The organism is Nocardioides psychrotolerans (genome assembly GCF_900113685.1).
Taxonomy (GTDB): domain Bacteria; phylum Actinomycetota; class Actinomycetes; order Propionibacteriales; family Nocardioidaceae; genus Nocardioides; species Nocardioides psychrotolerans.
Map to the genome: position 1 here is coordinate 48,745 of NZ_FOQG01000017.1, position 17,820 is coordinate 66,564.

Annotated in this window: 18 protein-coding genes; 10 read left to right on the forward strand and 8 right to left on the reverse strand. The window is 71.0% G+C overall.

Translation table 11 applies throughout. From position 1 onward, the window contains the following. The first annotated feature begins 43 nt into the window (after nucleotides 1-43). The 3 genes from BM204_RS17855 to BM204_RS17865 all read left to right on the forward strand — a co-directional run bounded on the left by BM204_RS17855 (nucleotide 44) and on the right by BM204_RS17865 (nucleotide 2,652). On the forward strand, nucleotides 44-1,012 hold the full coding sequence (locus tag BM204_RS17855; RefSeq protein ID WP_091116213.1) for a putative endonuclease domain-containing protein: 969 nt from the start codon (nucleotides 44-46) through the stop codon (nucleotides 1,010-1,012). Between the two features lie 35 nt (nucleotides 1,013-1,047). Continuing rightward, nucleotides 1,048-1,872 carry a mycothiol synthase gene (gene mshD / locus BM204_RS17860; protein ID WP_091116215.1) on the forward strand — a complete coding sequence of 275 codons (825 nt, stop codon included), beginning with the start codon at nucleotides 1,048-1,050 and terminating at the stop codon, nucleotides 1,870-1,872. Nucleotides 1,873-2,187: 315 nt separating this feature from the next. Continuing rightward, on the forward strand, nucleotides 2,188-2,652 hold the full coding sequence (locus BM204_RS17865) for a hypothetical protein (protein ID WP_091116217.1): 465 nt from the start codon (nucleotides 2,188-2,190) through the stop codon (nucleotides 2,650-2,652). Between the two features lie 91 nt (nucleotides 2,653-2,743). On the opposite strand, the gene ygfZ is transcribed toward BM204_RS17865, so the two are convergent. Genes ygfZ through BM204_RS17880 form a run of 3 tightly spaced genes read right to left on the reverse strand, consistent with a single transcriptional unit; the run spans nucleotide 2,744 to nucleotide 4,656 of the window. After that, entirely contained in the window at nucleotides 2,744-3,694 is a 951-nt protein-coding gene (gene ygfZ / locus BM204_RS17870; protein ID WP_091116219.1) for a CAF17-like 4Fe-4S cluster assembly/insertion protein YgfZ, read from the reverse strand. Beyond that, nucleotides 3,691-4,158, reverse strand: a complete 468-nt coding sequence (locus BM204_RS17875; protein WP_091116221.1) for a Fur family transcriptional regulator — start codon at nucleotides 4,156-4,158, stop codon at nucleotides 3,691-3,693. Before BM204_RS17875 ends, ygfZ begins: the two co-directional genes overlap by 4 nt. Nucleotides 4,159-4,161: 3 nt before the next feature. Continuing rightward, nucleotides 4,162-4,656, reverse strand: a complete 495-nt coding sequence (locus BM204_RS17880) for a heme-binding beta-barrel domain-containing protein (protein ID WP_091116224.1) — start codon at nucleotides 4,654-4,656, stop codon at nucleotides 4,162-4,164. Nucleotides 4,657-4,678: 22 nt separating this feature from the next. On the opposite strand from BM204_RS17880, the gene BM204_RS17885 reads away from it, so the two are divergent. The 4 genes from BM204_RS17885 (at nucleotide 4,679) to BM204_RS17900 (ending at nucleotide 9,250) form a co-directional block, all read left to right on the forward strand. Next, nucleotides 4,679-5,056, forward strand: coding sequence for a DsrE family protein (locus BM204_RS17885; RefSeq protein ID WP_091116226.1), 378 nt, complete (start codon nucleotides 4,679-4,681; stop codon nucleotides 5,054-5,056). Nucleotides 5,057-5,156: 100 nt separating this feature from the next. Continuing rightward, entirely contained in the window at nucleotides 5,157-8,201 is a 3,045-nt protein-coding gene (locus BM204_RS17890; protein ID WP_091116229.1) for a coiled-coil domain-containing protein, read from the forward strand. A gap of 501 nt (nucleotides 8,202-8,702) precedes the next feature. Then, on the forward strand, nucleotides 8,703-8,924 hold the full coding sequence (locus BM204_RS17895) for an antitoxin MazE family protein (protein ID WP_091116231.1): 222 nt from the start codon (nucleotides 8,703-8,705) through the stop codon (nucleotides 8,922-8,924). Continuing rightward, nucleotides 8,921-9,250 carry a type II toxin-antitoxin system PemK/MazF family toxin gene (locus BM204_RS17900; RefSeq protein ID WP_091116233.1) on the forward strand — a complete coding sequence of 110 codons (330 nt, stop codon included), beginning with the start codon at nucleotides 8,921-8,923 and terminating at the stop codon, nucleotides 9,248-9,250. Before BM204_RS17895 ends, BM204_RS17900 begins: the two co-directional genes overlap by 4 nt. A 181-nt stretch (nucleotides 9,251-9,431) precedes the next feature. On the opposite strand, the gene BM204_RS17905 is transcribed toward BM204_RS17900, so the two are convergent. Beyond that, nucleotides 9,432-10,478: an alpha/beta hydrolase gene (locus tag BM204_RS17905; protein ID WP_246166476.1), complete on the reverse strand. Its 1,047-nt coding sequence runs from the start codon at nucleotides 10,476-10,478 to the stop codon at nucleotides 9,432-9,434. A 57-nt stretch (nucleotides 10,479-10,535) separates the two neighbouring features. Between BM204_RS17905 and BM204_RS17910 the strand changes: the two genes are divergently transcribed. The 3 genes from BM204_RS17910 (at nucleotide 10,536) to BM204_RS17920 (ending at nucleotide 14,415) form a co-directional block, all read left to right on the forward strand. Continuing rightward, nucleotides 10,536-12,719 carry an RNA degradosome polyphosphate kinase gene (locus BM204_RS17910; RefSeq protein ID WP_091116235.1) on the forward strand — a complete coding sequence of 728 codons (2,184 nt, stop codon included), beginning with the start codon at nucleotides 10,536-10,538 and terminating at the stop codon, nucleotides 12,717-12,719. 67 nt (nucleotides 12,720-12,786) lie between these two features. Further along, nucleotides 12,787-13,404 carry a DUF47 domain-containing protein gene (locus BM204_RS17915; protein ID WP_091116238.1) on the forward strand — a complete coding sequence of 206 codons (618 nt, stop codon included), beginning with the start codon at nucleotides 12,787-12,789 and terminating at the stop codon, nucleotides 13,402-13,404. A gap of 6 nt (nucleotides 13,405-13,410) precedes the next feature. Then, nucleotides 13,411-14,415: an inorganic phosphate transporter gene (locus BM204_RS17920; protein ID WP_091116239.1), complete on the forward strand. Its 1,005-nt coding sequence runs from the start codon at nucleotides 13,411-13,413 to the stop codon at nucleotides 14,413-14,415. Nucleotides 14,416-14,585: 170 nt separating this feature from the next. Here the strand turns inward: BM204_RS17920 and BM204_RS17925 are convergent, their stop codons facing one another. Genes BM204_RS17925 through BM204_RS17940 form a run of 4 tightly spaced genes read right to left on the reverse strand, consistent with a single transcriptional unit; the run spans nucleotide 14,586 to nucleotide 17,611 of the window. Further along, nucleotides 14,586-15,794, reverse strand: a complete 1,209-nt coding sequence (locus BM204_RS17925) for an NAD(P)-binding domain-containing protein (protein WP_307725917.1) — start codon at nucleotides 15,792-15,794, stop codon at nucleotides 14,586-14,588. After that, nucleotides 15,700-16,107 carry an arsenate reductase ArsC gene (locus BM204_RS17930; RefSeq protein WP_091116243.1) on the reverse strand — a complete coding sequence of 136 codons (408 nt, stop codon included), beginning with the start codon at nucleotides 16,105-16,107 and terminating at the stop codon, nucleotides 15,700-15,702. Before BM204_RS17930 ends, BM204_RS17925 begins: the two co-directional genes overlap by 95 nt. Next, nucleotides 16,104-17,228: an ACR3 family arsenite efflux transporter gene (gene arsB, locus BM204_RS17935; RefSeq protein WP_091116246.1), complete on the reverse strand. Its 1,125-nt coding sequence runs from the start codon at nucleotides 17,226-17,228 to the stop codon at nucleotides 16,104-16,106. The genes BM204_RS17930 and arsB overlap by 4 nt, the downstream gene beginning before the upstream one ends. After that, on the reverse strand, nucleotides 17,225-17,611 hold the full coding sequence (locus BM204_RS17940; RefSeq protein WP_091116248.1) for an ArsR/SmtB family transcription factor: 387 nt from the start codon (nucleotides 17,609-17,611) through the stop codon (nucleotides 17,225-17,227). The genes arsB and BM204_RS17940 overlap by 4 nt, the downstream gene beginning before the upstream one ends. Between the last annotated feature and the right edge of the window lie 209 nt (nucleotides 17,612-17,820).

The following is a 17,820-nucleotide window of genomic DNA, read 5'->3' on the forward strand; positions in this document are numbered from 1 at the left end:
ACCTGCACTGATTGAGCGGTAGGACGCCCGGGCACGTCCCTGCGTGAAGCAGGAGGACCTGGATCGCACCCTCGCCGCCCAGGACGGCGTCGTCAGCAGACGACAGCTGCTCGCACCCAGGGCGACGAAGCCCGACCTCGACGCGATGGTGCGTCGGCGCGACCTGGCCCGGGTCCACACCGGTGTCTACGTCAATCACACCGGCGCGCTCACCTGGCGGCAACGGGCGTGGGCTGCCGTGCTCTACGCCGCCCCCGCTGCTCTCTACCTGGAGTCGGCTGGCACGAAGCCCAGCCAGGGCGGGATCGTCCATGTCGCCGTCGACAGCGCCCGCCGAGTGCTGGCTCCGGACGGGATGCACGTGCACCGGGTCGTGGCACTGACGGAGCAGGTGCGATGGAACCTGTCGCCGCCGAGCGTCCGCCCCGAGGACAACCTGCTGGCGCTCGTGCGCCGAGCCGGCTCCGAGACAGACGTGGTGCGGCTGATCACCGAGGAGATCTGCGGGCGGCGTACGACGGTCGAGCGGGTGGTCGTGGCCCTCGATCGACGCTCTCGCCTCCGCCGACGTGACTTCGTGCGTCAGGTGCTCGACGACGTGGCGGCAGGCACCGGCTCCGTCCTCGAGCACGGCTACCTGACCCGGGTCGAGCGCGCGCACGGCCTCCCGCCGGCCAGCCGCCAGGTCGTGCGGGAGAGCGAGGGTGGGCGGGAGTACCGCGACATCGAGTACGAGGAGTTCGGCTTGGTCATCGAGCTCGACGGAAGGCTCGCGCACGACTCCTGGGACGCGGCGGGACGCGACGCTGATCGGGACCTCGATGACCACGCGGCGGGGCGGGCGAGCGTGCGGCTGCGCTATGCGCAGGTCTTCGACCACCCCTGCCGGACCGCCGCGCGGGTGGCGGAGGTGCTGCAGCGGCGTGGGTGGACCGGAACCCCGCGCGGCTGCAGTCCTGCGTGTCAGCTCGGAAGGTCTGGCGCACCTGACACGCCGGATCCTCCGCCCTGAGATAGTCGATCTCTAGGGTGGCTCCCGTGACGTCCATGGAGGAGATCGCTGCCGAGGCCGAGGCGTTCGACGATGCGGCAGCCGTGGATGAGGCGACCTGGCGGGCGCTGCGGCACCACCCCGAGCGGGTGCGGACGTGGGCAGGTGACGACGGGTTCGTCGCGCTCGTGGACGGCCAGGACCTGACGCTGGTCGTCGCCCCACGGGCCCGCGGACAGGGCATCGGCCGCGCGCGACTCGTCCAGGCGCTCGAGGCGGTCGGCGAGGTCCGCCTGCTCGCGTGGTCGCACGGTGACCATCCCGCGGCGGCCGCGCTCGCTGCGGCGTACGGCTTCGAGCGGCTGCGGGAGCTGTGGGTGATGCGGCGCCCGTCCTCGCTCGCCCTGCCTGTCCTGATGGTCCCCGACGGGGTGATGGTGCGTGGCTTTGTGGAGAGCGATGCCTCGGAGGTGCTGCGGGTCAACGCCGCTGCCTTTGCGCACCACCCCGAGCAGGGCTCGATGGACGAGGCCGAGCTGGCGGAGCGGATGGCGGAGCCGTGGTTCGACCCCGCGGGCCTGCTCGTCGCGGACGCGGGCGACGGGTCGCTGCTGGGGTTCCACTGGACCAAGCAGCACTCCCCCGCAGTGGGCGAGGTCTACGTCGTGGGGATCGATCCGGCTGCCCAGGGCCGCGGGCTCGGCAAGGTGCTGACACTGGCCGGGCTGCATCACCTCGCGGGGCTGGGCGTGGACGAGGTGCTGCTCTACGTCGAGGCCGACAACGCACCCGCAGTCGCGGTCTACGGCGGGCTGGGGTTCGCACACGCTTCCGCGGACACTCACGTGCAGTATGCGCGGGACAGGCGGCAGGCCAGCTGAGCCTCACATCACCGATCTGACTTGAGGCTCAGTGTCTGATGTGCGGGCAGGCAGAACCGTGCTTGAAGTGACAACGGAAGCGGCGGTTCCAACGTCGGAAAGTTCTCATGTGAGGGAGTATCCCGCCGCGCGCTGCGCTGAAATTCCATGACTAGCCCGGCCCCAGCCGTCCATGTCTTTGGGCTACGGGTTCTTCCAGACCTTGTCAGCGAAAGCTCGGCAGGCGCAGAACCAGCGACCCGACAACGCCCAAGCCTTGCGCTCGCCCCTTTGCAACGTCTGTGGCCTCGGCACCTCGCTCGCTATCCTCATGAAATGCGACGTCTTGGTGCTCTCGTCCTCCTGCTCACTCTCACCGCGTGCAGTGGAGACTCCGACAGCGACCAGCCGAACGGCGGGGCGACTCCTCCGCAGCAGTCTGCTCCGGCGACGGCAGAGGCGCTGACGCTGACCGTCGTGCTGCGCGACATCGACGAGCCGACGGCGCTCTTCCCGCTGGAGGACCAGACCTGCACGAGCATCAACCCGTCGGAGGAGGTCGCCGCCGGGGAGTCGCCGACGCCCATGGACATCACCGTGTCGACGGTGGGCGGTGAGGAGCTCGACATGCAGGCCGTTCCCAAGACCGGCGGCACTTCGTCCGAGGAAGCTGGATGCACGTGGGAGATCACCTTCGAGGGTCTGCCGTCCAACGAGGGCTACAACGTCACCCTGCTGGGCTATGACATCGGCGCCGGCGCGAGCGCGTCACCCGGCGGGACCGTCGAGCTGAGCTTCTGACCTGCGGTTGAGTGCAGGTCGGGTCAGGACCGTCAGGACGGGCACCAGTCCGATGACCACGGCGCGGTGGTCCTGCTTCATCGGCGGCTGCTCAGGTGCGCGGACGGACGTGCAGGCCGACCTCGGGGTCGACGACGACCTCTTGGGCGGCGGGCATGTTGTCCGTGGTCAGCTGGGCGTCGAGCGCGACGTTGCGCTTGACCAGGGCAAGGGCGATCGGGCCGAGCTCGTGGTGGCGTGCGGAGGAGCCGACGACGCCGACGACCTTCTCGCCCAGCAGCAGCTCGCTGCCGCGGGTGGGGAGGCGGTTCTCGGTGCCGTCGAGGTGGAGCAGGACCAGGCGGCGCGGGGGGCGGCCGAGGGTGTGGACGCGGGCGACCGTCTCCTGGCCGCGGTAGCAGCCCTTGTCAAGGTGGACGGCGGGCCCGATCCAACCGACCTCGTTGGGGATCGTGCGGTGGTCGGTGTCGAGGCCGAGGCGGGGCTCGCCGCGGGCGATGCGCAGCGCCTCGAAGGCCCACAGCCCCGCGGGCGGTCCTGCGGCCTCGGCGAACGCGGTGAGCTGGTCGCGGGGGATGAACGCGTAGCCGGCGGTGGGGCGCCAGGTGACGGCGTACGACGACGTCTCGTCGGTGACCTCGACGCGGGTCATGAACTTCATCCGCTCGAGGAAGGCGATCAGCGGGCCGCTGGCGCCGGGCTCGGTGTGGGCGGTGAAGGACTCGCCGTCGTCGACGCCGCGGAACTCGTGCTCGACGTGGCCGGTGGGGCTGAGGACGAGGGCCTGGGTCCAGGTGCCGGGCTGGAGGTCGGTGAAGTGCTGGGTGGTGAGGTTGTGCAGCCAGGTGAGCCGGTCGGGCCCGGAGATCCGGACGACGTCGCGGTGGGAGAGGTCGACGAAGCCCTCGCCGGCCTCGAGGAAGCGCTGCTCGGTGTTGAAGGAGCCGTAGTGGGCGGCTACGGGGGCGTCGATGCCGTCGCCCGACACGGCACCGGGGAGGTGGAGCAGGGCACTCGGCTGGACACTCGGCTGGCTGGTCATGCGTCACAGCCTGAGGCACAGGTGCCGAAGACGGTCAGGTGGCCGACGTCCACGTTGAAGTCGTGGTCGTCGCGCAGGGTCTCGCGCAGGGTGGTCAGCACAGTAGGTCCAACGGAGGTGACGCGCCCACAATTCCGGCAGACGACGTGAAAGTGCTCGTGGTCCTTGACCGAGTGATAGGTCGGGGCGCGGTCGCTGAGGTGGGCATGACGGATCAGGCCGAGCGTCTCGAGCACCTCGAGGGTGCGGTAGATGGTGGAGATGTTGACCGCTTCCGAGGTCTTGCGGACCTGGGCCAGGACCTGGTCGGCGGTGGCGTGACCGAGCTGCTCGACGGCGGCGAGGATCAGCTCGCGCTGCGGCGTGAGGCGGTGCCCGCTCTCGCGCAGGCGCTCGCGCCAGTCGCCGGTGCCGGTGCCGGTGCCGGTCCCCGTCTCGTGGGCGTGCTCGCTCGGCTCAGCCACGGGTCACCGTCGCTGCAGCTTGGCCCAGGTGTGCGGCTGGAGGGCCTCACCCATGGCGGCCATGTCGTAGGCGTAGAGGAGGTCGCCGTCGACGTTGCCGTAGAGGCGGTGGCCGGCGACGTACTCCTTGGCGGTGTGCGTGCGCACCACCGCGTCGGTGCTCAGCTCGAGCTTGCCGGACTCGGCGGTGCCGTAGTAGATCTCCACGAAGCCCGTGTTGTGCGTCAGAAGCAGCTCGACGTGGCCCTCGGGCAGACAGCGCAGGAAGCCGGTCTCGAGCGCACCGTCGCGGACCTTCTCGCCGGCCTCGTCGATGATCCACGCACGCGCCATGTAGTGGAAGAACGGGCGCCCGTCGTGGGTGAAGATCAGCTCCTGGCCGAACTGGTAGGGCTCGATCGTGGGGTAGTCGCCGTGCCCGTTGCCGGCCCACGTGCCGAGCATCCACGCCACGGGGCCGCACTGGGGATGGAGGTTGTCAGGGAACTGGAAAGCCACTCCCCCAGCCTAGTCTGTGCGCATGTCGCGCTCCCCCGCCCGCAAGCTGGTCGTCAAGGTCACCTGCGGCACCGATGACCCCGAGCGCGCCAACCAGGCGTTCACGGTCGCCGCTGCTGCGTGTGCTTCTGGTGTCGCGGTGTCGCTGTGGTTGACCGGTGAGGCCGTCTTCCTGGGGGTGCCGGGTGCTCCCTCGCTGGGCCTCGAGCACGCGACGCCGGTGGCCGACCTGCTCGCGGTGGTGCTGGCGGCTGAAGCGGGTGAGGTGACGGCGTGCTCGCAGTGCGTCGTACGACGGGGGCTCGGGCAGGCCGACCTGCTGCCGGGGGTGCGGGTCGCCGGTGCGGCGGTGTTCGCCGAGGAGATCCTGATGCCTGACGTGCAGGCGATCGTCTACTGAGCTGTGGCTTCTCGGCTGGGTCTCGACGCGGGTGGCCTGGTCCGCCTTCCGCCTGTAGGCCTCCCCTCATCAGGGGAGACGAACCACTAGGCTCGTCTCGATGAGCACGGCCAACCTGCCTCCCCCCGAAGGCGACGGCCCCCGACGGTGGCGGCGCCGTGATCGTGGCGACCCCACCGAGACCCTCGAGCAGGCCCAGGCACGCGCCGCCGAGATGACCGCGTCGGCCGCGCACGCCGCCTCGCTGCGCCACGCCGCCGAGCTGGCCGGGGCCGAGCAGGCCGCCGAACGGCTGGTGGCGGAGGAGTCCGCGGCTGTCGCGATCCTGGCCCGCGAGACCGCTGAGGCCGACGCGGCGGAGCACGCGGAGCTGGCTGCCGAGGCCTACGCCGCCCGTGAGGTCGCCGAATCGGCTGCGGCGCGTCACGGGGCCGCACTGGCGGCGGCCGAGGAAGCGGCCGCGGCTGCCGTCGTGAGACGTCGGGAGGCCGAGGAGGCTGCCCGGCTGACCGCCGAGGCGGCCCAGCGCGCCTCCGCGGGCCGCTCGGAGGCGGAGGAGGCCGCGGCGGCGGCGCTGGTCGACCGATCGGCTGCCGAGGTGGTGGCTGCTGCTGCAACTCGGGCTGCTGCCGAGGCGGCTGAAGCACGGGTGAGTGCCGAGGAGGCTGCTGCGTCGGCCGCGCAGGCTGCTGCTGCCGCGTTGACGGAGCGGGAGCTGGCCGAGGCCGCTGCCGCCGGCTCCGCCACGGCACGCCAGGTCGCGGAGGTCCAGGCCGAGGAGCTGGCGGTCGCCGCCGCCGAGGCGCACGCCGCTCACGAGGCCGCGGAAGTTGCCGCTGCGTCGTCAGCTTCCGCACGGTCGGCGGCGGAGAGCTTCGCGGAGGACCAGGCGACCGCACGTGCGGCGGCCGAGTCGGCCGCTGAAGCGGCGCTGGCGGCTGCCGAGTCCGCACAACGTGACCGGGCCGCGGCCGAGGTGCTCGCGCACGAGGCTGCCGAGCAGGCATCCGGCGCGGCCGAGGCACGCCTGGCGGCCGAGGACGCCGGCCGCCTCCAGGCGGAAGCCGCCTCCTCAGCGACCGCCGATGCCCGTGCTGCCTCCGACATCGCTGCGGAGCAGGCGCGGCTCGCCGCGGCCGCCCACGAGGCGCGGGCACTGGCCGAGGCGGCTGCGGCCGGCTCGGCCGAGGCCAGGTCGGCCGCTGAGGCTGTTGCGGAGTCGCAGGCTGCTGCCCGTGCCACCGCCGAGTCGACCGCCGAGGCCGCGCTGACGACCGCCGAGTCCGCACAACGTGACAGAGCTGCGGCCGAGGTGCTCGCGCAGGAGGCTGCCGAGCAGGCATCCGCCGCCGCCGAGGCACGCCTGGCGGCCGAGGAGGCCGGGCGGTTGCAGGCGGAATCTGCCGCTGCTGCTGCTTCCGGCGCTGCCGCGTCGGCTGATGAGGCCGCGAACCACGCGCGGCTCGCCGCGTCGGCGCACGAGGCGCGAGCTGGGGCCGAGGCTGCTGCTGCCTCCTCTGCCGAGGCGCGATCGGCTGCTGAAACCGTTGCGGAGTCCCAGGCCACTGCGCGCGCCGCCGCAGAGTCGACTGCTGCTGGTGCGCTGGCGTCTGCCGAGTCGGCGCAACGTGACAGGGCCGCGGCCGAGGTGCTCGCGCACGAGGCTGCCGAGCAGGCATCCGCCACGGCCGAGGCGCGCCTGGCCGCCGAGGAGGCCGGCCGGCTGCAGGCCGTCGCCGCCGAGTCGGCCGCTGCCGATGCGGTCGCCGCCGCCGAGGAAGCCGCGTCACAGGCCCGGCAGGCGGCTGCTGCCCACGAGGCCCGGGTCGCTGCCGAGGGCTCTGCCGCCGAGCAGGCGACGGCGCGCGAGGCCGCGGACCTGGCGGCGAGCGAGCACGCGGAGGGTCGTCGCGTGGCGGAGGAGACCGCGGCCGAGCAGGCCCGGCTGGCTGTTGAGGCTCACCAGGGCCGGACTGCTGCGGAGGCTTCTGCTGCTGCCGCCGCGACGTCAGCTGAAGAAGCGCTCGCGGCCCGGTTGACGGCCGAGGAGGCCGCAGGCGCGCAGGGGCTGGCCGCCGAGTCGGCCGCCGCGGCTGCCCTCGCCGCCTCCGAGGCGGCTGCGGAGCAGGCGGAGGCCGCCCGGGTCGCCCACGAGGCACGCGTCGCCGCCGAGAGCGCCGCGCAGGAGTCGTCGCGGCTGGCCAGCGCGGCCCACGAGGCACGGCATCAGGCCGAAGCGGCCGCCGCCGAGGCCATCACCGCCCGCGGCGTCGCCGAGCAGGACGCCCTGGCGCACGCCGAGCTCGCCCTGGAAGCGGCCGCCGAGCGCGCCGCTGCCGAGGAGCGCCTGGCGACGCTCGCCGCCGCGTCACTGGAGGTCGCCACCGCCCACGAGTCCACCGTGGCCACCCTGCGCAGCCAGCTGACCGCCGCGCTCACCGAGGCCGACAAGCAGGCGACGCTGCGCGCCCAGGCCGAGGCCGCCGCGGAGACCCGCGCGATGGAGCGGTCGGCGGTCGAGGCCGCCGTACGCCGGTCGGCCGAGCTGGTCGAGGAGACCATCGCCGAGCGGCTGGTCGCCGAGCAGCGGCTTGCTGAGGTGATGGCGGAGAGGGCCGGGCTCGAGCCTCGCTCCGCTCCCGCCGCTCCCGCCTCGACCACCCAGCCCGAGGCGCCCACCTCGACCACCGAGCCGGAGCCGGAACCGGTGGCCAGGGCCGAGGTCGCGCTCGGGCCGACGCGCTCGCTGGGGCGGGGACTGATCGCACTCCTGCTCGGATCGTGCTCGGTCGTGGCCGCGGTGCTGGTGGGGATGGCGGCGATCAACGACGACCTGGTGTCGGCCTACGGGGTCGGGATGACCGCGCTGACGCTGGTGCTGGCGTTTGCTGCGTGGCAGGTCAGGAGCTCGCCGAGCCACGTGCGCATCGAGGGTGGGGTGGTCGACATCAGGGCCGACGGCAGCCACCACCGCTTCGACCTGACCTCGGACGGGGTGCAGGTGAGCATGGTCGGTGAGCCCGGCCAGCGTGGGTGGCGCGTCGACTTCCACCGGCGCAGCCTGCCGCCGTGCTCGATCACGTCACGGATGGTCGATGCGGAGCAGTTCGTTGCTGCGGTGCGGCGGTATCGGCCCGAGCTGTAGTGCCTAGAGAGACCTCATGCATGAGCGTCAACTCTGCGATGCCCAGCGCTCCCGCGAGCTGTCCGACACACACGTCCTGCGGAGGTTTGCCCACTCCACAGTGATGTAGAGCAGCCGACGCTCGCCATCGATGCGGCTGACGGTTCCCACCCCACTGAGCTCGCTCTCGGGTTCGATCACCTCGACTGTGGCTCCAACTGAGACGGGACCATCTGCGTCCTCGTAGCCGACGAACGTTTGGCTGCCTCGACTCGGACGTTCAAGTCAATCGTGACTCGCATAGTCATCGTTTCCTCTTCTCTGTCCGGTCGAACTGAGCAATGAACCGCTCCGCCGTCGCGATCGTCGGCTTCTCGTCTCCGAGAGTGACACAGTGGTGCTCGGCAAGCTCGCCCGTATATCCATCCTTCACGAAAACGAATGGGTGTGGTGGTCAGGTCCCGATGCCCGCGGGTGGTTCGGCCAGTTGTCGACCGATCTCGTTACATGTAACATTGCCGTATGGCCAGCACACGAGAGCGGGTACGCGAGCACCGAGAGCGCTTGCGCGAGCAGGGCCTGAGGCCTGTTCAGATCTGGGTGCCCGATGTACGGGCTCCAGAGTTCGTCTCGGAAGCTCACCGTCAGTCGGCTGCTATCGCGGCGAGCGAGCATGAGGCCGATGACCAGGGGTTCGTTGATGCCATTTCTGTCGATTGGGACGAGGCGGAGCCCGGCGAGTGAGGCGCGGTGACATCTACATCGCTGCTGCGCGTGGTGCCTACACCGGCAAGCCGAGACCCGTGGTCATCGTCCAAGATGATCGGTTCGACGCAAACGCTTCGGTGACGGTGTGTCCGCTGACGACGAATCCAGTCGAGGCGCCACTTGTCCGGATCAGCGTGGAGCCAACCGAGACCACCGGGATCGAGAAGCCAAGTCAGATCATGGTCGACAAGGTCACGACGATGCCGCGAGCAAATGTGCGCGAGCACCTCGGTCGGCTCGCCGATGCCGATCTTGTTCGGCTCGACCGCGCGCTCGTGGTATTTCTCGGGCTTGCCGATTGAGCCAGCTCGCCGGGCGGTGCCAGTGTCGTACGCGGATCCCTCACAGGGACTCGGTTCTGGCCTGCTTGTCGCAAGCCCGCGGTTGCGGTGGTGGGGACTGCGAGGGTTGTCAGGCGAGGCGAATCTCGCTGCCGAGGAGTTGGCTGGGGCGCAGGCCGAACAGGTCGTGGCAAACAGCACCTCAGCGACGGAGGGCGGCGCCGGTCTTGACGGCGATCACGGCGACGGCCGCGGGTGAGCGGCGCCCGACGCCGACGATGTTGAAGAAGCTGTGGATCTGGTCGGGGAAGCGCTGGAGCTCGACCTCGACGCCGGCGTCGGCGAGCTTGCGGGCATAGGCCTCGCCCTCGTCGCGGAGCGGGTCGAAGCCGGCGGTGACGACGTAGGCGGGCGCGAGGCCCGCGGGGAGGTCGGCGTGGATCGGCGACAACCGGGGGTCACGCAGGTCGTGGCCGGGCGGGACGTAGCACTCGTTGGCGAGGTCCATGAACGCCTTGGAGAGGTAGAACCCCTCCTGGAACAGCTCATAGCTGCGCGTGGGGTGCTCGGCGTCGGTCATCGGGTAGACGAGCAGCTGGAAGGCCAGCGGCAGGCCGCGGCGGGCGGCCTCGATCGCGACCCCGGCGGCGAGGTTGCCACCGGCGGAGTCACCACCCACGGCGAGCCGGTCGGGGTCGGCGCCGATCGACGCCGCGTTGGCGACGACCCACTCGAAGGCCGCCAGCGCGTCGTCGTACGCCGCGGGGAACGGGTCCTCGGGCCCCATCCGGTAGTCGACGGCCAGGACGCGGATGCCCGCGCGCTCGGCCAGGACCCGGCACGGGGCGTCGTGGGAGTCGAGGTCGCCGTACATGAAGCCGCCGCCGTGCAGGAAGAGCAGCAGCGGGCTGGTCGCCCCCGCCGAGGAGCCGGTGTAGAGGCGGCCGGGGAGGCCGGCAACGGGCAGGTCGCGCACGGCGCCGATCGGCTGGTGGCCGCCGGCGAGCGCGGAGTGGTGGAGCACCGCCTCGCGACCCTCGGGGATCGGCATCGTCTCCGCGCCGGGGAGCCGGGCGAGGCGCTGCATCGTCAGCGCCAGCTGGGTCTCGGGCGCGAGGGTCTGCCCGTCAAGGACGACCGGTTTGCCCGCCAGGCGGGCCTGGACCGGCTCCGGGAGGGCCATGGCGGCCTTGAGGACGGACGCTTCCACGAGCGTGCTGACACCGGCGAGACGCTGCTTGATACTCACGGGTAGCAAGGTAGCGCCGATCACCTCACGTTCACCCGCCGGTGCCACACTGCGGGCATGTCTCTCGAGATCGTGAACGAGTCCTCCGACGGCGAACCGCTGACACTGCAGCGTCGCGCCGCTGACGGGGTGCCTGACGAGTCCTACGAGGTAGAGGCCCGCTACGTGCCCGACGAGGCGACGGTGGCCGCGATCGAAGGCTACGACGACCGGTTCCTGGACCGCGAGCTGTCCTGGCTGCGCTTCAACCAGCGCGTGCTCGAGCTCGCGGAGGACACCTCGCTGCCCCTGCTGGAGCGGGTGCGGTTCCTCGCGATCTTCACCAGCAACCTCGACGAGTTCTTCATGGTCCGCGTCGCCGGCCTCAAGCGGCGCATCGCCGCGGGGCTCGCCGTGCGCGCCGCGTCGGGGATGCTGCCGCGCGAGGTGCTGGAGACCATCTGGCGCGTCACCGGTGAGCTGTGCCAGCGCCAGGCGCACCTCTTCCGCGACGAGATCATCCCCGAGCTGCGCGAGCACGAGATCGAGATCGTGCGCTGGGACGAGCTCGACCGCGAGGAGCAGAAGGCCGCCAAGCGGCTCTTCCGTGACCGGATCTTCCCGGTGCTCACCCCGCTGGCCGTCGACCCGGCGCACCCGTTCCCCTACATCTCGGGGCTCTCGCTCAACCTCGCGGTGCTGATCCGCAACCCCAAGACCGACAAGGAGCACTTCGCCCGCGTCAAGGTGCCGCCGATCTTCGACCGGTTCGTGCCGCTGGGCAACGCCCGCTTCGTGCCGCTCGAGGACGTCATCGGCGCTCACCTCAAGCGGCTCTTCCCGGGCATGGACGTGCTCGAGGTCCACACCTTCCGGGTCACCCGCAACGAGGACCTCGAGGTCGAGGAGGACGACGCGGAGAACCTGCTCGCCGCCCTCGAGAAGGAGCTCCTGCGACGCCGCTTCGGCCCGCCGGTGCGCCTCGAGGTCGAGGAGTCGATCTCCTCCTCGGTGCTCGACCTGCTGATCTCCGAGCTCGACGTGACCGCCCAGGAGGTCTACCGGCTGCCCGGCCCGCTCGACCTGCGTGGGCTGCACGGGATCGCGGACCTCTCGCACGAGGAGCTGAAGTACCCCGCGTTCGTCCCCACGACGCACCCGCTCCTGGCCGAGGTCGAGTCCGCGGCACCCGTCGACGTGTTCAAGGCGACCCGTCGCCACGACGTGCTGCTGCACCACCCCTACGACTCCTTCGCCACCTCGGTGCAGCGCTTCATCGAGCAGGCGGCCGCCGACCCGCACGTGCTGGCGATCAAGCAGACGCTCTACCGCACCTCGGGTGACTCCCCGATCATCGACGCCCTCGTCGACGCCGCCGAGGCCGGCAAGCAGGTGCTGGTGATCGTCGAGATCAAGGCCCGCTTCGACGAGCAGGCCAACATCCGCTGGGCGCGCAAGCTCGAGCAGGCCGGCTGCCACGTCGTCTACGGCCTGGTCGGTCTCAAGACCCACTGCAAGCTCGCGCTGGTGGTGCGCGACGAGCCCGATGGGATCCGCCGCTACACCCACATCGGCACCGGCAACTACAACCCGAAGACCTCGCGGCTCTATGAGGACCTCGGCCTCATCACCACCAACGAGCGCATCGGCGAGGACGTCGCCCACCTCTTCAACAACCTGTCCGGCTGGTCACGCAACGCGTCGTACGACGAGCTGCTGGTCGCGCCCGACAACGTGCGCAGCGGGCTGGTCGACCAGATCCACGACGAGATCCAGGACCACCGCGACGGCAAACCCGCGCGGATCCGGATCAAGGCCAACTCGGTCGTCGACGAGGCCGTCATCGACGCGCTCTACCTCGCCTCGCAGGAGGGGGTGCCGGTGCAGCTGCTGGTGCGCGGCATCTGCGCGCTGCGCCCCGGCGTACCCGGCCTGTCGGAGAACATCGAGGTCCGCTCGATCCTGGGCCGCTTCCTCGAGCACAGCCGGGTCTTCGTCTTCGAGAACGCCGGCGACCCGGTCGCCTGGATCGGCTCGGCCGACATGATGCACCGCAACCTCGACCGGCGCATCGAGGTGCTGGTGCGGGTGCCCGGCGAGGAGAGCGTGCGGTCGATCGCGCACCTGCTCGACGTCGCGTTCGCGCCGACCACCAGCGCGTGGGTGCTCCAGAGCGACGGCACCTGGGTGCTCAACGACGGTGACGTCCATCTCCAGGAGAGCCTGATCGAGGGTCAGCGGAAGCGGCGTACGACGGGCTGAGTTGCCGCGGCGAACGGGCCACCCCCTAGCATGATGCCGTTCGTCTCTGCCTCACCAGGAGTTCTCCGTGGGTTTGCGATTCCGCCCAGTCGATGCCACTTTCTATGACCTCTTCACCCAGTCGGCCAACCACCTGGTCCGCGGTGCCGAGCTGCTCGCGCAGATGCTCAGCGAGGGCGCCGACCACGCCGCTGTCGCGACCGAGATGCGCGAGGCCGAGCACGCCGCCGACGAGACGACGCACGAGATCGTCCGTCGCGTGAACTCGACCTTCATCACGCCGTTCGACCGCGAGGACATCTATTCCCTCGCCTCCGGCCTCGACGACGTCATGGACAGGATGGACGAGGTCGTCGACATGATCCTGCTCTACGAGGTGCAGGTCCTCCCGACCGAGCTGTCCGACCAGGTCGAGGTGCTGCAGCGCTGCGCCGAGCTGACCGCGGCCTCGATGCCCAACCTGCGCTCGATGAAGTCGCTCGAGGAGTTCTGGATCGAGATCAACCGGCTCGAGAACGCCGGCGACAAGAACCACCGTCGGATCCTGGCCAACCTCTTCTCCGGTGAGCACAAGACCATCGAGGTCCTCAAGCTGAAAGACATCGTGGAGGGCCTGGAGAACTCGATCGACGCCTTCGAGAAGGTCGCCACCATCGTGGAGCAGATCGCCGTCAAGGAGTCCTGAGCGGCCGTGGAACTCGCGCTGGTCATCGCGGTCGTCGTCGTCGCCCTGACCTTCGACTACACCAACGGCTTCCACGACGCCGCCAACGCGATCGCCACGTCGGTCTCGACGCGGGCGCTCACCCCGCGGGTGGCGCTGATCATGGCGGCCATCATGAACTTCATCGGCGCCTTCCTGGGCCAGGAGGTCGCCAACACGGTCGGGTCGGTGATCTCGCCACCCTCGGGGTCCGACGGCCTGGTGGTCGTGCTGGCCGGGCTGCTCGGCGCGATCGCGTGGAACCTGCTCACCTGGTACTACGGCCTGCCCTCCTCCTCCTCCCACGCCCTCATCGGCGGCCTGGTCGGCGCCGCCCTGGCGTCGGGGACCTTCGTGCAGTGGACGACCGTGCGCGACAAGGTGCTCATCCCGATGATCCTGTCGCCGCTCTTCGCCTTCGCGGCAGCCTTCGCGGTGATGCTCACGATCATGTGGGTCTTCCGTCGCCGCAACCCCCACCGGATGCAGCGCAACTTCCGCGTGCTTCAGACGGTCTCGGCCGCCGCGATGGCGCTCGGTCACGGCCTCCAGGACGCCCAGAAGACGATGGGGGTCATCTTCCTGGCGCTGTTGGCCGGCGGCTTCGTCTCCCCCGGCGACGACCTGCCGCTCTGGGTGATCATCGCCGCCGCTTCGGCGATCTCGGCGGGCACGTACGCCGGAGGGTGGCGCATCATGCGCACCCTCGGCCGCCGCATCATCGCCCTCGACCCGGCGCGTGGCTTCGCGGCCGAGTCGGTCGCCGCGACCGTGCTCTACACGACCGCCTTCGTCTACTCCGCGCCCATCTCCACGACCCACACCATCACGTCCGCGGTCATGGGGGTCGGTGCGACCAAGCGGTTCTCCGCGGTCCGCTGGGGCGTGGCCAAGTCGATCGTGGCCGCCTGGATCCTGACGTTCCCGATGGCGGGGCTCGCTGCTGCTGGTTGTTTCTGGGTGTCGCACCTGCTGATCGAGGCCCTCCCCTGAGGCCTCGCCGACCCTGACCGGCTGCCCTGCCGAGTCGGCGCGATGTCGCAGGGGGTACGCCGGAGGAACGCCGAGTCGGCGCGATGTCGCAGGGGGCTCACGGCTGGTGGGTCGTGTGTCGCTCGCAGCGCTCGCAGGCGTTCGCCGGCACACGACCCGCACCGGTGGCCTCAGCCGTCGACGAGGCCGTCGACGACCGCAGCAGCCTGGTCAGCCGCGTCCTTGGCCGCCCGACCCACGCCGATCAGGGTGGCGGACGCCGGGCCGCACCAGTCGCCGTAGCCGACGAACAGCAGGCGTTCGTCGTCGCTGCTGACCACCCGGTGGTCCTGGAGCGTGGCCGGATGGCCGTTGGTGCGGGGCAGGCCGTGCAGGCCACGGAGGTGGCCGAGTGCGGGGCGGAAGCCGGTGCACCAGATGACCGCGTCGAGGGCGCGTTCGGTGCCGTCGGCCCAGCAGGCTCCGCTCGCGGTGAGCCGAGCAGGCATCGTTGTCGACCGGAGGCCGAGGTGGTCGCGGGCATGGCGGACCGACGGCACCGCGACGATGTCACCGAGGCCCGCCACGCCTCCCCCGTGGCCGGCGACGGCCTGGGTCGCCGCCTCAAAGAGGGCGCGACCGTCGACGTCGTTGGGCAGGTAGCGCGGCGGGCGCTGCGTCGCCCAGGTCAGCTCGCGGGCGACCGGGAGCAGGTCCGCGGCGACCTGGGCCCCGGAGTTGCCGCCGCCGACGACCAGCACCCGCAGTCCGTCGTACGACGAGGGGCCGGCGTAGTCGGCCGTGTGCCGCTGGGTGCCCGCGAAGTCGCGCATCCCCGGCACGGTCGGCCAGAACGGCCGGCGCCAGGAGCCGGTCGCGTTGACGACGACCTGGGCGCGCCGCTCGGTCCTGCCCTGCGGCTGGTCGGCCTGCACCACGAGCGGGCCCGAGGTGTCGCCGACCCCGCAGATGCCGGTGACGGTGACGGGTCGTCGTACGGGTAGGTCGTAGCGCTGCTCGTAGGCGATCAGGTAGTCGCGCACGTGTGCCGCCGACGGGTTGCCGGCGCCGCGCCAGGGCGGCATCGGCCAGCCGGGCAGGGAGGAGTAGGCCGCGGGCGAGAAGAGCTCGAGGCTGGGCCAGCCGTCCTGCCACGCGCCGCCGGGGTGCGCGCGGTCGTCGAGGACCTCGAAGCTCAGTGGCACCTCACGGCGGCGGTTGAGGCGCACCAGGTGCCACGCCGTCGCCAGCCCTGCCTGGCCGCCGCCGACGATGACGACATCGAGGTCGAGGTCGAGGTCGATCTCAGCCCGCCGGAAGCAGCTCGGCCAGCAGCGCCTGGACGCGGCGGTCGATGTCGTCGCGGATGGGGCGTACGGCGTCGGCTCCCTGGCCGGCAGGGTCCTGGAGCGCCCAGTCCTCGTAGCGCTTGCCGGGGAAGATCGGGCACGCGTCGCCGCAGCCCATCGTGATCACGACGTCGGAGGCGGCGACGTCCTCGGTGAGGAGCTTGGCCGGGACGTTGCGCGAGACGTCGATGCCGAGCTCGTTCATCACCTCGACGACGGCGGGGTTGATCGAGTCGGCGGGCGCGGAGCCGGCGCTGCGGACCGTCACGCGTCCGCGCGCGTGGTGCTCGAGCAGCGCGGCAGCCATCTGCGAGCGACCGGCGTTGTGGACGCAGACGAAGAGGACCTCGGGGATGGTGGTCATGACGTTGCTCCTTGCTCGGTGCTGGCCTGGGGTCGGGCGGCGGTGGGCTCCGGCGCCCAGGTGAAGCGGCGCCGGGCCCACAGGGCGACGTACACGAGCCCGACGAGCGCCGGCACCTCGATCATCGGCCCGACCACCCCGGCGAGCGCCTGCCCGCTGGTCACGCCGAAGACCCCGATCGCGACGGCGATGGCGAGCTCGAAGTTGTTGCCGGCGGCGGTGAACGCCAGCGTCGTGGTGCGCTCGTAGGACATCCGCAGCCGGTGCCCGAGGAGCATCGAGAGGCCCCACATCAGGGCGAAGTAGGCCAGGAGCGGCAGCGCGATCCGGGCGACGTCGCCGGGCTGGTTGGTGATCGTGTCGCCCTGCAGCGCGAAGAGGATGACGATCGTGAACAGCAGGCCGTAGAGGGCCCAGGGGCCGATCCGCGGGAGGAACGTGGCTTCGTACCACTCGCGGCCCTTCGCCTTCTCGCCTCCCTTGCGCGTGAGGTAGCCGGCGAGCAGCGGGATGCCGAGGAAGATCAGCACGCTCACCGCGATCTTGCCCACGGAGATGTCCAGGGAGTTCTGCTCGAGGCCGAGCCAGCCGGGCAGGACGTCGAGGTAGAACCAGCCGAGGCCGGCGAAGGCGATGATCTGGAAGACCGAGTTGATCGCGACCAGGATCGCCGCGGCCTCGCGGTCGCCGCAGGCCAGGTCGTTCCAGATCAGCACCATCGCGATGCAGCGGGCGAGGCCGACGATGATCAGGCCGGTGCGGTATTCCGGGAGGTCGGGCAGCATGAGCCAGGCCAGGGCGAACATCAGCGCGGGGCCGACGATCCAGTTGAGCACGATGCTGGCGCTCAGCAGCCTCCTGTCGGCGGTGACGGTGCCGAGCTCGTCGTAGCGGACCTTGGCGAGGACCGGATACATCATCACCAGCAGCCCGATCGCGATCGGCAGGCTGACGTCGCCGACCTCGACCTTGGACAGTGCGTTGTCCAGGCCGTCGACGGTGCGGCCCAGCACCAGCCCGACCGCCATCGCGACCCCGATCCAGATGGGCAGGAAGCGGTCGAGGGTGGAAAGCTGGTGGAGTACGTCGCTCTCGTCGCGGTCGTGGGTGGTCGCGGTCATGCGGTTGCTCCTGCGGTTGCGGGGGTTGTTGCGGTTGCGAGGGCGGGGGCGAGGGCTGTGGCGAACAGGCTGCCCAGCGCGGCCATCGCCTCGGGGCGGGCGCGGAAGTAGACCCACACGCCGCGCTTCTCGCGGTCGAGCAGACCACTCTCGTGCAGGACCTTCAGGTGATGGCTGATCGTGGGCTGGGAGAGGTCGAAGGCCGGGAGCAGCTCACAGGCGCACGCCTCGGCCCCCTCACGCGACATGACCATCGACATCAGGCGCAGCCGCACCGGGTCGGCCAGAGCCTTCAACATCGGCGCGATCTGGGCGGCCTGGTCGGCGCTCATCGGCTCGTGGGCGAGCGGGGTGCAGCACGCGAGCGGGTCAAGTATCGACATGTGTCGATATTGACAGGTGTCGATACGTTGGGGCAAGTCGGCGTGTGACGGGGGGGCAGCGGGGCGCGGGCGGCGGGGCGCTCGTCGTACAGCGGTCGACCTGCCGGCCTTCGTGAACGTCGGCAGTTCGTGCCGTCGTACGGCGATCTCACGCTCAGCTCGCCGCCCGACCCGCCGAACTGCCCGGGGGGATTGGCGGACAAGCGCAC

Coding starts and splice junctions, on each gene's coding strand:
- mshD (WP_091116215.1), top strand. CDS start 1,048: ATGGAGGAGATCGCTGCCGAGGCCGAGGCGTTCGACGATGCGGCAGCC.
- BM204_RS17865 (WP_091116217.1), top strand. CDS start 2,188: ATGCGACGTCTTGGTGCTCTCGTCCTCCTGCTCACTCTCACCGCGTGC.
- ygfZ (WP_091116219.1), bottom strand. CDS start 3,694: ATGACCAGCCAGCCGAGTGTCCAGCCGAGTGCCCTGCTCCACCTCCCC.
- BM204_RS17885 (WP_091116226.1), top strand. CDS start 4,679: ATGTCGCGCTCCCCCGCCCGCAAGCTGGTCGTCAAGGTCACCTGCGGC.
- BM204_RS17890 (WP_091116229.1), top strand. CDS start 5,157: ATGAGCACGGCCAACCTGCCTCCCCCCGAAGGCGACGGCCCCCGACGG.
- BM204_RS17895 (WP_091116231.1), top strand. CDS start 8,703: ATGGCCAGCACACGAGAGCGGGTACGCGAGCACCGAGAGCGCTTGCGC.
- BM204_RS17910 (WP_091116235.1), top strand. CDS start 10,536: ATGTCTCTCGAGATCGTGAACGAGTCCTCCGACGGCGAACCGCTGACA.
- BM204_RS17930 (WP_091116243.1), bottom strand. CDS start 16,107: ATGACCACCATCCCCGAGGTCCTCTTCGTCTGCGTCCACAACGCCGGT.
- arsB (WP_091116246.1), bottom strand. CDS start 17,228: ATGACCGCGACCACCCACGACCGCGACGAGAGCGACGTACTCCACCAG.
- BM204_RS17940 (WP_091116248.1), bottom strand. CDS start 17,611: ATGTCGATACTTGACCCGCTCGCGTGCTGCACCCCGCTCGCCCACGAG.